Annotated in this window: 12 protein-coding genes; 8 read left to right on the top strand and 4 right to left on the bottom strand. The window is 70.4% G+C overall.

The genetic code is table 11. The annotated features are described in order from the left end of the window. Positions 1 to 422: 422 nt before the first annotated feature. Complete coding sequence (pabB, locus tag IH26_RS0150770) at positions 423 to 1574, top strand: aminodeoxychorismate synthase component I (protein ID WP_030443521.1); 1152 nt, start codon at positions 423 to 425, stop codon at positions 1572 to 1574. 37 nt (positions 1575 to 1611) lie between these two features. On the opposite strand, the gene IH26_RS0150765 is transcribed toward pabB, so the two are convergent. Then, positions 1612 to 2529, bottom strand: coding sequence for a LysR family transcriptional regulator (locus tag IH26_RS0150765; protein WP_084599849.1), 918 nt, complete (start codon positions 2527 to 2529; stop codon positions 1612 to 1614). 113 nt (positions 2530 to 2642) lie between these two features. Between IH26_RS0150765 and mdcA the strand changes: the two genes are divergently transcribed. Genes mdcA through IH26_RS56905 form a run of 7 tightly spaced genes read left to right on the top strand, consistent with a single transcriptional unit; the run spans position 2643 to position 8833 of the window. Next, a complete protein-coding gene (gene mdcA / locus IH26_RS0150760; RefSeq protein ID WP_030443519.1) occupies positions 2643 to 4295 on the top strand; it encodes a malonate decarboxylase subunit alpha in 1653 nt (550 codons plus the stop codon). After that, a complete protein-coding gene (locus IH26_RS0150755; protein ID WP_051810030.1) occupies positions 4292 to 5215 on the top strand; it encodes a triphosphoribosyl-dephospho-CoA synthase in 924 nt (307 codons plus the stop codon). The genes mdcA and IH26_RS0150755 overlap by 4 nt, the downstream gene beginning before the upstream one ends. After that, on the top strand, positions 5203 to 5523 hold the full coding sequence (mdcC, locus tag IH26_RS0150750) for a malonate decarboxylase acyl carrier protein (RefSeq protein ID WP_030443517.1): 321 nt from the start codon (positions 5203 to 5205) through the stop codon (positions 5521 to 5523). The genes IH26_RS0150755 and mdcC overlap by 13 nt, the downstream gene beginning before the upstream one ends. Beyond that, positions 5520 to 6362: a biotin-independent malonate decarboxylase subunit beta gene (locus IH26_RS0150745; RefSeq protein WP_030443516.1), complete on the top strand. Its 843-nt coding sequence runs from the start codon at positions 5520 to 5522 to the stop codon at positions 6360 to 6362. The genes mdcC and IH26_RS0150745 overlap by 4 nt, the downstream gene beginning before the upstream one ends. Then, positions 6359 to 7186, top strand: coding sequence for a biotin-independent malonate decarboxylase subunit gamma (mdcE, locus tag IH26_RS0150740; protein WP_030443515.1), 828 nt, complete (start codon positions 6359 to 6361; stop codon positions 7184 to 7186). Before IH26_RS0150745 ends, mdcE begins: the two co-directional genes overlap by 4 nt. A 1-nt stretch (position 7187) precedes the next feature. Next, positions 7188 to 7847: a malonate decarboxylase holo-ACP synthase gene (locus IH26_RS55065; RefSeq protein WP_034218098.1), complete on the top strand. Its 660-nt coding sequence runs from the start codon at positions 7188 to 7190 to the stop codon at positions 7845 to 7847. Further along, entirely contained in the window at positions 7844 to 8833 is a 990-nt protein-coding gene (locus tag IH26_RS56905) for an ACP S-malonyltransferase (RefSeq protein WP_169789945.1), read from the top strand. The genes IH26_RS55065 and IH26_RS56905 overlap by 4 nt, the downstream gene beginning before the upstream one ends. Positions 8834 to 8909: 76 nt before the next feature. On the opposite strand, the gene IH26_RS0150725 is transcribed toward IH26_RS56905, so the two are convergent. From IH26_RS0150725 to IH26_RS0150715, 3 genes are all read right to left on the bottom strand, one after another. Further along, entirely contained in the window at positions 8910 to 14180 is a 5271-nt protein-coding gene (locus tag IH26_RS0150725; protein WP_084599846.1) for a diguanylate cyclase, read from the bottom strand. A 44-nt stretch (positions 14181 to 14224) separates the two neighbouring features. Then, on the bottom strand, positions 14225 to 14734 hold the full coding sequence (locus IH26_RS0150720; protein ID WP_030443511.1) for a hypothetical protein: 510 nt from the start codon (positions 14732 to 14734) through the stop codon (positions 14225 to 14227). 172 nt (positions 14735 to 14906) lie between these two features. Continuing rightward, the gene (locus tag IH26_RS0150715; protein WP_030443510.1) at positions 14907 to 15743 is read right to left on the bottom strand and encodes a bifunctional 5,10-methylenetetrahydrofolate dehydrogenase/5,10-methenyltetrahydrofolate cyclohydrolase; all 837 of its coding nucleotides are present in this window, start codon (positions 15741 to 15743) and stop codon (positions 14907 to 14909) included. Positions 15744 to 15859 lie beyond the last annotated feature (116 nt).

Genomic DNA, 15859 nt, shown 5'->3' with positions numbered 1-15859 from the left:
CGCGGCGCCGACGTCGAACGCGCCGTGCTCTCCCGCGCGGTCGAATGGCACAGCACCGACCGGGTGATCCGGCACGGCAACCACACCATCGTCTTCGCCGGGTAGCAGAGCGCATGCCGACCCCCGCCGGCGGACGGCCCGACGACACGCACTGGATTCCGGAGGCCGCGACCGGACGCCGCCTGGTGATGTGCGTCCTGAACGTCACGCCGGACTCGTTCTCCGACGGTGACCGCCCTCGCCGCAGCGGCCGGCGCCGCGTGCGTCCGCGTCCACGACGTTCGCGCGAACCGCGACGCCGTGACCGTCGCAGCGGCCTGGACGGACCGGCCATGAACGGCGCCTGACACCGGGCCGCGATCGCCCACGCCGAGGACCCGCGGTGCCGGGGTCGAGGTTTCACCGGAAGGAGAGCCCAAACCATGACCACAACCCGGTCCGCGACGCGATTCGACGATTTCGCCGCCGGCCACGCCCTGATCTGCCGGCCGCCGCACGCGATCCTGACCACCGATGACATCGACGAGGTGCCCCGGATCCTGCGCGAGGTCGAGCTTGCGACGGCCGCCGGCCGATGGGCGTACGGCTACGTCGGCTACGAGGCCGCGCCGGGGCTGCCCGTCGCCGCACGATCAGCCGACGACCCGCCGCTGGTGTGGTTCGGGTTGTGCGAGCAGCCGGTCGAGGATTTCTTGATCAACTCGCCGGAGGGCGAACGCGAACAAGCCGAGTGGATCGCCGGTTGGACCGCGGCCGAGCACGCAAGCGCCGTCGCCGCCGTGCGTTCGCACATCGCGGCCGGGGAGACCTACCAGTGCAACCTGACCGACCGGCTGCGCGCGGCGGTCGACGATCCTTTCCACCTGTACGCGCGGCTGGCTACCTCGCAGCGGGCCGCCTACAGCGCCTACCTGGACGCCGGCCGGTTCGTCATCGCCGGCGCCAGCCCCGAGCTGTTCTTCGAATGGGCCGGTGACCGGCTCAGGACCCGCCCGATGAAGGGCACCGCCCGGCGCGACGACGATCCTGTGGTCGACGCCGGGCTGGCACGCGGTCTGCGAACCAGCGCCAAGGAGCAGGCCGAGAACCTCATGATCGTCGACCTGCTGCGCAACGATCTGTCCCGGGCGGCGGCCCTGGGCAGCGTCGAGGTGACCGAGTTGTTCGCGGTCGAGCGGTACCCGACGGTGTGGCAGCTGGTCTCCGAGGTCGCCGCCAGGCTGCGACCCGGGTGCGGGCTTGCCGACATCTTCACGGCGCTATTCCCCTGCGGCTCGGTCACCGGCGCGCCCAAGCACCGCAGCATGGAGATCATCCGAGACCTCGAAGCGGGTCCGCGCGGCATCTACTGCGGCGCGGTTGGTCTGGTCGCCCCGCCCGGGGCGCCGTTCCGGGCCCGGTTCAACGTCGCGATCCGCACGGCCGTGCTGGACCGATCCACCGGCATCGCCGTCTACGGTGCCGGCGGCGGCATCACCTGGGACTCCGACGCGGCCGCGGAGCATGCCGAGCTGTTGACCAAGGCGGCGGTCCTCGGTCACCACGCCGCACGGGCGCTGACCGAGACGCGCTGAAGCCGAGAGGCACTGGCTGGTACCGGCAGCTGACCGGTCACACGACGATGTCTGCCCAGCCGGGGTAACGGGCGTTCAAGTGACGTGCGTGCGCCAGCAGCCTGCGGCTGGACGGGTTGACGCGTTCGGGCCGCCAGGCGAGGCCGAAGTCGCGCCACGCGGTGTCCGCATCGATCGGGACGTCGACCGTGCGCGCGGCGGTCGCCGTGTCGGACGGAAGGATGGCTACACCGAGGCCGCCGCCGACGTAGCCGCGCACCATGGTGACGTCGTCAGCCTCCAATGCGATGCGTGGGGTGAAACCGGCCGCCACGCAGAGGGAGTCGGCGCGCCTGCGTGCATCGAAGCGCCGGTACAGGGCCAGCATCGGCTCATCGCGGACTTCGGTGAGCATGACCGGTCCGGCGCCGGCCAGCCGGTGCCCCACGGGCACCACGAGGGCCAGCGACTGACGGCCGAGGCGCAGCCATACATACTGGCCCGGCGGCCGGGGCGCGGTGACCGCGACGTCGATAGCGCCTTCGTCGAGGGCGTGCAGCAATTCGCCACTGGATCCCTGGCGGTGGGCGAGAACCGCCTCGGGAGAGTCGCGCAGGAACGACGCGACGAGTTCGGCGACCACGGTAGGCCCGAGCGACTTGAGGAAGCCGAGGCTCAGCGAGGTGGCGGAGGCACGGCCGCGGACCCGGTCGACGGCGTCGTCGACGAGTTGGATGGCTTCCGCCGCCGCGGCGGCGATGGCGAAAGCCTCTTCGGTCAGGCGTACGCCGCGGCCGTCCCGCGTCAGCAACGGAATGCCTAGATGCTTTTCCCATCGGCGGATGGTGCGGCTGAGACTGGGCTGACTAGTACCGGTGCGTGCCGCCGTCCGGGTGATGTTCGGGTCGTCGGCGAGCGCGGCCAGCTGCGCGAGCGCCGGCGCGAGGACGCTATGAGCCAGGTTCTCATTCACCACTGAATCAATCTAGCCAGCCTGGTGGTTGCCGGCGTGGCGGATCGGGACGACTGTTTCCCCAGGCCGGTCTCCACCTCACTGTTCGCGAGCGACCGGGTCGAAGGAGTCCGACGATGGCCGAGGTGCGAAGGTGGCGGCGGCGTAGCGACCGCAAGCGGCGGCGCCTCGACGCTGCCGCGGCTCTGGGCTGGGGAACCGTCGTACCCACGGAGCGGATCGTGGATCTGTTGCATGCGGTGATCAGGCCGGGCGACCGAGTGGTTCTGGAGGGTGACAACCAGAAGCAGGCGGACTTCCTTTCGCGAGCCCTCGTGACCGTGGATCCGTTGCGAACCCACGGGCTGCACATGCTCATCCCATCGATCTCCCGGGCGGAGCACGTCGATCTGTTCGAACGGGGCATCGCCTCACGCATCGACTTCTCTTACGCGGGGCCGCAATCCGCCCGGGTCGCGGCGCTGCTGGCCGAGGGCGCCATGACCGTCGGTGCCATCCACACCTACCTCGAGCTGTACGCGCGCCTGTTCGTCGACCTGATCCCGGACATCGCGCTGGTCGCCGCGGAGCAGGCCGACGCTACCGGCAACCTCTACACCGGGCCGAACACCGAAGACACCCCCACCATCGTGGAAGCGACCGCATTCCGGAGCGGAATTGTCATAGCTCAGGTGAACCAGGTGGTCACCGGTGACCGGCTGCCGCGGGTGGACATCCCCGGCGACTGGGTGGACTTCGTCGTGGTGGCCGACCGGCCATGCCAGATCGAGCCGTTGTTCACCCGCGACCCGTCCCAGATCACCGACCTGCATGTCCTCCTCGCTATGCTGGCCATCCGGGGCGTCTACGAGCGGCACCAGGTCACCTCGCTGAACCACGGAATCGGGTACGACACCGCAGCGATCGAGCTGTTGCTGCCGACGTACGGTCAACGTCTCGGCCTGCGCGGCAAGATCGCCCGCAACTTCGTCCTGAACCCGCACCCCACGCTGATACCGGCCATCGAGAGCGGCTGGGTCGACACCGTCACCTCATTCGGTGGCGAGGTGGGCATGGAGCGGTACGTCGCCGCGCGCCCAGACGTCTTCGCCGTGGGTCGCGACGGATCGCTGCGTTCCCATCGCATGATCGCGCAGACGGCGGGGCTGTACGCGGCGGACATGTTCATCGGCTCGACGCTGCAGATCGACACCGAGGCGAACTCCTCGACGGTGACCGACAGCCGGCTGTCCGGGTTCGGCGGCGCCCCCAACCTCGGCAGCGACGCTCGCGGACGCCGACACCCGACCCCGGCCTGGCTGAGCCTGGCGCGGGGCACCGGCGACCTCGGCACCGAACGCGGGCGCAAGCTGGTGGTACAGATCGCCGAGAGCTACGGCGCGGCCGGCCGGCCCAAGTACGTGGAGCGCCTGGACGCGATCGCGGTGGGACGCAACGCCGGCATGCCGCTGACCCCGGTGATGATCTACGGCGACGACGTTACCCACGTGGTCAGCGAGGAGGGGGTGGCCTACCTCTACCGGGCCCGGGACCTGGAGGAGCGCCGGGAGGCGGTGGCCGCGCTCGCCGGGGTGGGACCGGTGGGCCGGAGGTCGACCCGCGATCACCGGGAAGCGCTGCGCCGCGACGGCATCCTCGCGCTGCCCGAGGATCTGGGGGTACGGCGATCGGACGCGAGCCGGTCGCTGCTGGCTGCCCGCAGCGTCGACGAGCTGGTTGTCTGGTCTCGCGGCTTGTATGAACCGCCGACCCGGTTCCGCCCCTGGTGACCGCCGTGCCTTCGCAGACCTCCGCCATCGCCTCGGATCTCGACGCTGCCCCGCTGAGCGACGACGAGTTGGCGTCCGCCGCCGTGCACGCGTTGTTCGAAGAGGCGCTGCTCACCCCGAAGCCCGGCCTGGTCGACCTTCGCGGCAGCGGTGCACACCGCGACATGACCGTCGCGATGATGATCGCGTCCGCCGACGCGCTCCGCGACACGTTCCGCCAACTGGCGCAGAGTGGGCGCTCCTCGCTCGCGGGTGCGAGCCTGCGGGCGGAACTGGGCCGCATCGGTCGTGCAGGGGAGCGCACCATGGACCGGGCGACCGGTGGCGTCAACACGCACCGCGGCGCCATCTGGGCACTCGGGCTCACGGTTGCCGCCGCGGCACGGCGAGGGCAACGGCCCGCCCCCGGAGCGCTTTTGTCCACTGTCGCCGCCATTGCCGCCCACGACGACCCGGCTTCGGCTTTCGTCGGCACCAAGGGCCGCGAGGTCCGCGCGCGCTACCGCGTCGGCGGCGCCGTCGGCGCGGCCAGGGCCGGATTCCCGCTGGCGCTGGGCGCCTTGACCACCATGCGGCGCGCCATGGCCCGCGGCGCCGGCCCGACGCACGCCCGGCTCGACGCCCTGCTGCACTGCATAGCCCGCCTCGACGACACCTGCCTGCTGAGCCGGGGCGGCCGGGCCGGCCTGATCTTCGCCCGCGGCACGGCCGCCGAAGTGCTTCGATCCGGCGGTACGACCACCGAGGCCGGGATGCGGGCCCTGGAACGGTTCGACCGCGCGCTGGTCGACCGTCGGCTGTCACCGGGCGGCAGTGCAGACATGCTTGCCCTGGCGATGCTGCTTGAGCAGGTCACGATCCCTGACGAACCACCCACGCCGCCACCCGGCGACGGAGAGGACCAGGAATGCAAGAGCTGACGTTCGTGTACGACGCGGACGACATCCTCGACCGGCCCATCCACGTCGGCGTCGTCGCCTCGGGTGATCTGGAGATCGTGATGCTTCCCGATCCGGGGCGGCCAACCGCGACGATCGCGCTTCGTACCAGCGTCGATGGACATGGCGCCCGGTGGCAGAGGGTGCTGGACCGCTTTTTCGAGCACGGCGCGTTTCGCGCCCGATACGAGATCAACGACTCGGGCGCCACTCCGGGCATGGTGTCGCTGCGCCTCGGGCAAGCGCGTGAGCTTGCCGCGACCAACCCGCCTCCAGCGGTGGCGCCATGAGTGCCCGCATCCGTCCGGCCTTCAGCCAACTGCGCCCCCGCCAACGCGTCCAGGCGCTGCTGGACCCCGGCACGTTCCGCGAGATCCTCGGGCCGTTCGACCTTCTCGAGTCCCCCCACCTGCCCCGGCAGGGCATCGTCCCGCAAAGCGACGACGGCGCCGTCATCGGGCGCGGAACCATCGACGGCGTCAGCGCCGCTGTCCTGGCTCTCGACGGCGCCTTTCAGGGCGGCGGCGTCGGTGAGGTGTCCGGCGCAAAACTGGCCGCCGCGCTCGAGCGGGCACTCGACGATCGCCGTAGCGGCACACCGACCCGGGTGGTCCTCGTCCTCGACAGTGGCGGCATCCGCCTCCAGGAGGCCAACCTGGGCTTGCTCGCTGTCGCAGAAATCCATGCCGCCTTGGTGGAACTGACCAGACATGGACCCGTCGTCGGCGTCATTCCCGGACCCGTCGGCTGCTTCGGCGGCATGGGCATCGTGGCGGGCCTCACCAGTCATCTGATCATGACCCGGTACGGCCGGCTCGGCCTCAACGGACCCGAGGTCATCGAGACCGAGGCCGGCATCGACGAGCTGGACGCCTCCGACCGGGCGACGGTGTGGGCGACGATCGGTGGTGCCCAACGCGTCACCACCGGCCAGGCCGAGGTCCTCGTCGACGACGCGATCGAGTCGGTGGTCGCCGCCGCACATCAGATCTGGCGTACGGTGCCCGATGCCCACCCGCCGCGTGCCGAACGGATCGACCAGGCGCAGCGGATGCTGGCCGCGTTCGACCACAGGTGGCGGCCGACACCGGCCGAGTTCACGGCGATCGTCACGCGGGAGGTGCCATGACGGCCCAGGTCTCCACCGGGTCCGTCTGGTTCGATGTCCTCGCGGACACGACCGGAGACGCCGGCGGCGTGCCGATCCCGCGGTCGCTGCGGGTCGGCGCCTGCCACCTTGATGACGAGCCGGCGCTCCTGGCCGCCGTGGTGCCCGACCCGGACGCCAGATTTCCGCGCGCCCGCACCGGCGAGGTCGGGATCGACGAAGGCTGGGCGATCGCCCAGATGATCCGGCGGATCATCCGGCAGGACCACGGCAGGCCGCGGCCCCGGGCCATCGTCGTCGTCGTGGACGTGCCCGGCCAGGCGTACGGCTACGTCGAGGAGCTCGCCGGCCTGCACCAGTCGCTCGCCGCCTCCGTGCACGCCGTCGCCAGCGCACGATCGTTCGGCCATCCGGTCGTCGCGCTCGTCGCCGGAAAGGCCATGTCCGGCGGATTCCTGGCCATCGGGCTGCAGGCCAACCGTATCGTCCTTCTTGACCACGACGGCGTCGCCATACAGGTGATGTCCAAGCCGTCCGCCGCTCGGATCACCCATCGCTCCCTCGAGGAGCTCGACGCGACAGCGCGTATCGTCCCGGCCACCGCCTACGATGCGGCCTCCTTCGCCTCGCTGGGCGCGGTCCACTCCACTGTCGTCGTGTGCCGGCCCGCCCGCCCGGATCCGGGTGACATCGCCAGGGTGCGCTCGGCGCTCTCCGAGGCTGTCCACGCGGCCCGCCAAGGACCGAGCGACCTACGGTGCCGACTCGAATCGCCGCAGGCCCGAACCAACCGCGCGTTGTCGATACAAGTTCGCGACCTTGTCGCCGACGCGTGGAACGCCTGACATGGACCGAACCGCGCCAAGCCCACACGACCTGCTGCTTGTCTCCGACCGGTCGGCGCTGCGTGCCCCCGGCGGTGGGCCGCTGGACCAGGCCGCGACCACGGCGGCAGCCGGCAGTGGCGGTGGTGACGAAGGCGCCTGGGTGGTGGTCCGGCGCGCCACCAGGGAAACCGGCTGGATCCCGGTCGGCATCCGCGGCGCGCACCGCTCCTGCCGCTTCCCCGCCCAGATGCCGGCCGACGCCGTCGCGTGTGCCGTTCCCCCCGCCCGGGTGCCCCGCACCGCGACGCCACATCGCGCACGGCTGCCGGCGTTCCGCGCGCTGCACGGGTTCAGCCACGTCGCCGACACCGCGTTGCCGGGCCACCGTTGGGGCCCCGGCGGCAGCGTCGGTTTCGAACTCGTGACCGGGCAGGCAACCGTCACCGCCAGCAGCGACCTCGATGTCCTCCTGCTGGCCGAACAACCGCTTGACCGAACCGCCGCTCGACAAGCATTCGAGGCCACCGCGAGGCTGCCGACCCGGGTGGACCTGCACGTGCTCACCCCGAACGGCGGCTTCGCGCTCGAGGAATGGCTACGCGAACCGGCCGGCGCACCTGTCGTGCTGCGCACAGACCTTGGCCCCCGTTTGGTAACCGATATCTGGCCCGCCCCATGACGGCTACGGCCGTACTCTTTCCCGGCCAGGGTGAACAACGGCCCGGGATGCTGCATCATTTGCCGCCCGAGGCGGATGACCTGCTCGACCAGGCCCGCCATACGCTCGGCATCCACCCGCTGACCCTCGACAGCGCAAGCGCTTTGGCCGAAACCACCGCCGCTCAGCTTGCCCTGCTCATCGCCGGCGCCGCCTGGTATCGGACGGCCCAACGCCGCGGCCTCCATGCGGATCACCTCGCCGGTCACTCGGTCGGGCTGTGGACGGCCGCGGTCGCCGCGCACGCCCTCGACTTCACCGACGGGCTGCTGCTGGTGCGCCTACGTGGCGCCACCATGCGCGCGGCAAGCCCAGCCGACGCCGGGATGCTGGTCATCGACGGTCCCGGACTGGCCGTCGTCGACGCGGCGGCCACCGCCCTCCGCGACGCCGGACACCACGTCTGGGCGAGCAATGCCAACTCACCGAGCCAGACGACCGCGTCCGGCACCGAGCATGGGCTGCGCATGCTGGCCCGCGAACTGGAGATGGCCGGTGCGCGGGTCCGGCGGCTCGCGGTGACCGTGCCCGCGCACAGTCCGCTCATGGCGCCGGCTGCGCAGCGGCTGCGCACCGCGCTGCGCTCGGTGCGCCTGCGCAATCCCGCAACGCCCATCGCCGGCAGCGTCACCGGGCAGACCATCGTCACGGCTGATCGGCTTCGGCGCGAGCTGGCTGACAACGTCGAGCACGGCGTCCGCTGGGACATGGCCACCGCGATTCTCACCGAACGCGGCGTCGACCGTTGGATACAGATGCCCCCGGGACGTTCGCTGGCCGGCCTGGTGCCGGGGGGCACCGCCTATGCCATGGCCGACCTCGGGCTGGACGAGGTCATCCGGCTTACTTCCAGGCCCGGGCCGCCGCTGCGTCCGACGGCGAGCCCGGCGCGCGAGCGGATGCGGCCAGCGCCAGACGGCCCCGTCCGCAGGGGTGCCGGCCGGTAAGGAATCTCGCGCGCCGCGTGTTGTTCCCCTCTACGGCGGCGCCGATCGTGATGCCGCACGCCACCGCCCTTCCCTGTCACTCATTCATCACGCGATTACGACCACTTCTTTTCGCTCGGTAAAGCCCTCTGTCGGCGCGCGACAATAGTTCGTCGATGCCGCGGTCCTCCGGCTGCAGCGAGGTGACACCGACACTCACTGTGACGGAGAGGTCTCCCGCGTCGGTTTCCACCGGTGTCTCGGCAACGGCACTTCTGATTTGTTCCGCGACTGTCATCGCACTGTCGCCGACGGCGAGCAGGATCGCGAACTCCTCGCCGCCATAGCGTCCGAACAGGATGGTCTCGCGTGTCGCCCGGGACATCCGGTCCGCCGCGGCACGGATGACCTGGTCGCCGACCTGATGTCCGTAGGTGTCGTTGACCTTCTTGAAGTTGTCGATATCGACCATGAGGGCCGCGAGCGGTCTACCCTGTTCCAGGCTCACGGCCACTTGGCGCCGGCCCAGCTCGAAGAAGCAGCGCCGGTTCGGCACACCGGTCAGCTCATCGGTCGACGCCATGACCCGGAGCCGGCTGAACAACCGGGCATTGTCGTAGACGACCATGCCTTGGCAGACGAGCGTGCTCGCCAGGTCGAGGTGAGACTGCCGGTACGTGCCACCTTCGGCCGTTCCGATCAGGATCACGCCGACGGCCTCCTGCTTGGTGTGCAGTGGTACCGCCAGCCATGACTTCATGCCGGGTAGTAGGGGAAGTTCACGCGGGCCGCCGAATGTCGGCTTCCGCGCGCGAAGCGATTCGCAGGATTCCTCGTCCAGCGTCACGGCCGGCGTGGAAATGGGCAGTTGCGGGGTCGTCGCGTCGTAGAGGTGAAAGGTGTCCCCGTCCCGGACGACGAGCCGGCATCCGTCGGCTGGGACGGCTCTGCGCACCGACGCGGCGAGACGTGTCAGCACGTCTCGGGGATCGAGGCTTGCGGTCAGATCGGTCAGCGCGCGGCGGATCATCTCCGAGGTGTCGTGGCGTTCCTCCGCGGCCCGGACAGCCAACGCCAGCTGTGCGGCACGAGCGGTCTCCAGGGCGGCCGCCACGTGGTTGGTGATAGCGCCGAGGGTCCCGAGGTCTTCGGTGGCGAACATGCCTTTCGCTATTCGGCTGTCCAGGTAGACCACCCCGATGAGGCGTCCTTCCAGCAGCATCGGTGCGACGATCATGCTCCGCAGTCCGTACATCACCGCACTGCGCGAACCGAGAGCGGCCCCCTCGTCGGTGCTGGTGACAACGAGTGGCTTCCGGCAGGTACGCACGGTCTCCACCAGAGTCGATCCGTAGCCGGTCAGCGTTCCGATGTCGTTGCCGGAGGAGTCCCGTCCCAGATGTGGACTCAGTCGAGGCACGGCGGTGGGGTCCGCATCGTTGCTCTCGGCGAGGAACAGGAACGCGCGATCGGCGCCCAGCATCCGAATTGCCTCATCGAGCGCGACTCTGGTGAGCTCGGCCGGATCGAGGACACGCGATGCGGCGAGACTGATCTGTTCGATGGCTGCCAACCTGCGCCGGAGCACGTGATCACCATCGGGATTGTCGGTGTGCCCCGGCATCGAATGGCGGCGCCCTGCCATCGAGGGGGAGTCGTCTTCGGCGAGGGCGGCGAACTCCGCGCGCAACCACCCGATCCGGTGCGGCCAGCCGTGCGTGGCAGCCAGCGATGCGGCTGCCTTGGCCTGTGCCACGGCGCTGTCGTGCTGGCCGAGAGCCGCGAGCGCGCGGGCGCGGAGCCTGGCCGCTTCGTACAACGCCAGCGGCGTGTCGCTGCGCCGTAACCTGGGGTCGGCCTGATTCAGGATGGCCAGCGCCGCCTCGTGGTCCCCGCGGAGGTGGGGGAGGTAGGCGCGGGCGACGGTGTGGTGGGCGGCCATGTCGGGGCTGACCGCTGCCTTGCCCAATGTGGCAACCGTGCGTTCCGCCGTCTGCATGGCGGTCTGCTGGTGAGCGGATGACGCGGTACGGCATTGTTCGATCCGGCCGTAGGCGAGGGCGACCCACAGCGGCCGTGCATGCGCCGGCAGGTGGGTACCACACTGTGCGGACTCCACGGCAATGGTGTCGAAAATATCGCCGAGGTCTCGTTGCTCCACCGCGACGTGCGCCCGGACCGCGAGCAGGTGGGTCCGCAGCATGCCGGTGGTGTACACCGGATCCCCGATGAGCTGCCCGAGTATCCGGTCCGCGTCGGCGATGCGGCCCCGGGCGGCCGCGCCGGCGATGTCGATGAGGCCCAGAGCCGGATGGTGCAGGTCGGCCGCCTCGACTCGGCGCCTGGCCTGCTCGTAAAGCCGCGCGGCAGGCTCGGCGTGCCCACGGTTGAGTAGCTCTGCACAGTTCGCCACGATGGCGGTGACGTACTCCATCAACGGCAGGTCCCGGTCGTGCTGCGCCTGCCGGAGCAGCAGTTTGTTGTTGTGCGACCGGCCCGCGACCACGCTTGCACCGTGGCTCACCCACACCATTCGGCTGCGCAGCCGCGCGTCGCCCAGCCGTTCCGCCACCGCGATGGCCCGCTTGATCATCCCGGAATAGCGCCGAAGACCGACTATCGTCGTCAGGACGTGGACGTGGGCGAGCGCGTTCGCGTACTCCACGGAGTCACCCAGCTGGGCCGCCGGATAGAGCAGGCGCAGGGTCGCGACCACGCTTCGGAGGGGGTTGCCGTCCTGTATCGCCGCGCCCGCCAGCGCACCGTAGGCCGCCGCCAGCCGCCGGCTACCTTCGCGTCGCTCCGGCCGCCTGGTCGCGCGACCGGACCTGGTCAACGCCACCCCCAGGCCCCGGACGAACAAGCCGAGCGAGGTGAGCAGCAACAACAGTGTCTTCTCCGGCATCCGGACGCCAAGTTCTTCCAGGGCCCGATCCACATGCTCCAGTTGTGGGCCGACTCGCCACTCGGTGTTGTAGACCTTGGCGATGGCCAGCAGAATCCGGACCCGATCTGCAGATTCCGACGCGGATCGCAGCGCTTGCCCGTACATGTCGACGGCCTCGGTGAAGGAGCCCGCGGCATGAAGGGCGCCGGCCAGTGCCTCCCGCGCGCGATCCACCGACAGTCCGTGTCCGCCGTTCCGCTCCACCAATTCGGCGAGACCGGGCACCAGCTTCAGAAGCGAAACGGCCTGCATCGGGGCATCGTCGGTCAACGCGCGGAGTCCGGCGGCAAGCAGAATCTCGGCCGAGCGGACCGGATCGTGTTCCGGCCGGCCGGCCGCGCAGTGTCTGGCCAATGAATAGAGCGTCTCGGCGGCGGTCTCCTGGTCGCCGGCATCTACCAAGAGCACTGCGGCGATCCTCTCGTGCAGATCGCGACGGAGGTCCTCGGCCATTTCGTCGTGCAGGGCGTTACGCAGGCAGTCGTGGGTGAACGCCCACTCGCTGCCCAGCGCCTCCAGGACGCCGGCGTCCGTCGCCTGCCCCAGGAGCCGGATGACCTCGTCTTTCTCCATAGCGCACGCTGCGGCCACGAGCCCCAGCGGAAAACGTGTCCCGACCAGCGCGGCGACGCACAGCAGGGCTCGCGCGGGATCCGTTAGCCGGTCGAGCCGGCACCGGATCAGTTCGATGATGTCGTGCGGCAGAGCCAAGGTGTCGAGCCGTGCCACGTCCAGGCGCCATTCACCCCAATGCGGAGTCAGCAGACCGGCATCGAGGACGGCCGCCAGGTACTCATGAACCTCCAGCGGAGTCCGGGCACCGCGGGCCAGTACCCGTTCGACGATTTGGCCGCCTGCGGACACGTGCCTCGACGCCTGCGTCACGAGCGTTCGAACGGTGTCGGTTCCGAGGTCATGGAGGCGAACATCGGTCTCCACGGTCACGCCGAGGCCGTCCGCGGCGGATGCCGCCAACAGAACGAGAAGCGGCGTTTCCGGCAGCCGGAGCTCAAGGCGTCGCAGCAGGCCGCGGGTCGCTTCGTCGAGGTGTTCGGCATCGTCGAGGATCAGCAGTGCGCCGGCGTGGCACCGAGCGAAGTCCGCGAACAACTCCATCGCGGCCTCGACCGATGCCTCCTGCTCGGTGTCGAGCGTCGGCTCGGTGCACGATGCGACGGCGAGCCCCGGTGCGAACCGGGCAACGAGCCGCGCGGTCGCCCTGGTCGTTTGCGGCGTGTCCTCGTCCGGCCGGTCACCGTCGGCAAGCCGCGGGGTGGACCGGACGTAGGCCTCCACCGCGGCCCGGAGAGCCCCGAGCGGCGGACCGTCCGCGCCGCAACGGCTGGTGAGGACGGGTGCACCCAGACCTCGGACCCGCCGGGCGATCTCCTGGGCGAGCCGGGTCTTGCCGATGCCCGTCGGGCCGTGGATCACGGCGATCCCGCCCCAGCCCTCGCGGGTTCGCTCCCACGCGGCGACCAAGGCGGCGCATTCGGCGTCGCGCCCGACGACGGGCCGCGAACTGTTGACGTCGACCGGCGCGTCTTCGCAGCCCAACTGCCAGGGCCCGGCCGACTCACGGGTGCAACGCTCAAGGTCGAACGCTACGCCCTCCGCCGACTGATACCGGTCGTCAGGATCCTTGGCGAGCAACTTGACGGTGATCGCCGCCAACTGAGCTGGTACCTCCGGCCGGCCCTGCCGGGGATCCGGCACCGCTGCGCTGGCGTGTTGCCAAAGCAAATCGCCGATGTCTTCGGCCTCGTACGGCGGATGACCGGTCAGGCACTCGTAGATGACGCCGCCCAGTGCGTAAAGGTCGCAGCGTAAGTCCACGGGGCGCTTCAACATGCCGGACTGCTCGGGCGCCGCATAGGTCAGCGTCCCGACGGCCGCCCGCTCCGCTTCGCTGTCGGCGTATGCTCCCCGGACCGCCAGACCCAGGTCGAGAAGGCGGACCCGGCCGTCGGGTTGAAGCACGATGTTCGTCGGCTTCACGTCGCGGTGGACGAGACCCGCCGTATGCAACGCGCCGAGGGCTGCGGCGACCTGGCGACCGATGTCCGTGACCTGGGCGAACGGCAAGGCCGCCCGCCGGATCAGAGTCGCGACGTCGCAACCTTCGACCAGATCCATTATCAGGTACGGCCGACCATCAACGATGCCGCTTTCGTAGGCCTCGGGAAGGTTCGGATGGCTGATCCAGGCGAGCAGCGCCGACTCCCGCTGCATTGCCCGGGCATCCGCCCGCCCTGGCACCCGCTGCAGGGATGTTTTCAACGCATAGTCAGCACCGTCGCGTCGTATCCGGTATACGACGCTCTGTGAGCCACGTCCGATTTCGCCAATCAGCTCGACGTCGTGCGGGACCGGTGGTGCGAGCTCTCCCAGATGATGAGAGCCGTCCACAGCCGAGATCATGGTCCTATTATCGGCCGTGGATCGGCGCGGCTAAGCCCGGACGCTCACCGCAGGATCTCGACGAGCGCCACCCAGGCGTTGAAGAGGCCGACGGAAAAGGCGACCACCACGCCGGGAAACAACCAGTACAAACCCCCGCCCGCTCGAGCCGCGCACAGCACACCAGCGGCCACGACCAACAAGGATGAGATCACCGCCAGCACAGCGGCGCCCAGCGCGTTTCGGCGATACTCACGTCGGGCCGCGCGCAGGCCGTGGTTCCGCGCCGTGGCCGCGGCCATCACGCCACCGACAGCGGCAAGTTCGATGCCGGCCACCCAACGATCCTGGCCCGGCACGAGCAGAACGGTACCGGCGGTCAGCACACCAGTGAACAGAGCCAGAGACGCCGCCATCCGGGAGACCACGGACGGAAGCTCTATCACCCGGTTGATGTTGATCGAGCACGCGACCACCAGCAGGCCGGCCAAGGCCGCCGCCGCCCCGACAACGGCCACCGCGAAACTCTGCCACGCCGCCGAGTCGTACGCGTCGACAGGTTCCGTCGTCAGCATGAGGCACATCATCGCGCGCCGTGCGGTACGAACGATGCGATCTCGAATAAGCCAACACACCACGGGCCGGGATGGAGGCCTACGGCCGGCCCCCCTCGGCCGGTGGCGAGGACCCGGTGCGGTGCGGGAAAGGCGAGCGCTCGCCCCGCGACCAGATCGCCGAATAGTGCCGTCACGACCGTCGCCAGCGGGCGGCGCGCACAGTATTGGCCATCAGCATGGCGATGGTCATCGGTCCGACGCCGCCGGGTACCGGCGTGACGCGGGCGGCGATGCCGTCGAGTTCGGCGGTGCGTACGTCGCCGGCCAGGCCGCCGGGTGTGCGGTGGATGCCGACGTCGATCACGGTGGCGCCGTGTCGGACGTGCCCGGCGCCGACCAGGCCCCGCACTCCGGCCGCCACCACGAGGACGTCGGCGGTGCGGGTGACCGCGGCCAGGTCGGCCGTGTGCCGGTGGGCGAGCGTGACAGTGGCGTCGCGCTGCAGGAGCATGTCGGCCATCGGCCGGCCGACGAGCGCGGAGCGGCCCACCACGACGGCGTGCGCGCCGCGTAGCTTGACACCCTCGGCGTCGAGCAGTTCCAGCACTCCGCTCGGTGTGCACGGCCGCAGGCCGTCTTCGCCGCGGGCCAGCCGGCCGGCGCTGGCCGCGGTGAGGCCGTCGACGTCCTTGCCCACCGGGATGCGGTCGAGCAGCGGGGCCGCGTCGAGCCCTGGCGGCAGCGGCAGCTGCAGCAGGATGCCGGAGACCGCCGGGTCGGCGGCGAGGTCGTCCAGGACGGTGGTGACCTCGGCCTGGGTGGCGTGCGCCGGTAGTGACCGGTGCAGATCGCGCATGCCGGCCTCCCGCACCGCGCGGCGTTTGGCGGCCACGTAGACGGCGCTGGCCGGATCGTCGCCGACCAGCACGGTGGCCAGGCCGGGAATGCGGGGTGAGGCGGCGACCTCGGCGGCGACCTGGGCGCGAACTCGTGCCGCGACGGCCCGGCCGTCGATGGTGGTGGTCATCCGGTGACCCCTTTTCAGGCGAAGACGATGGTGTGGTTGCCGTGCCGGATCACCCGGTCGGTGCTGTGCCATTCGACCGCGCGGGAGAGCACGGCGCGTTCGACGTCGGCGCCGCG

Origin of the sequence: Actinoplanes subtropicus, assembly GCF_000721705.1 — a bacterium.
GTDB lineage: Bacteria > Actinomycetota > Actinomycetes > Mycobacteriales > Micromonosporaceae > Actinoplanes > Actinoplanes subtropicus.
This window is presented reverse-complemented; position numbering and strand designations above follow the sequence as displayed.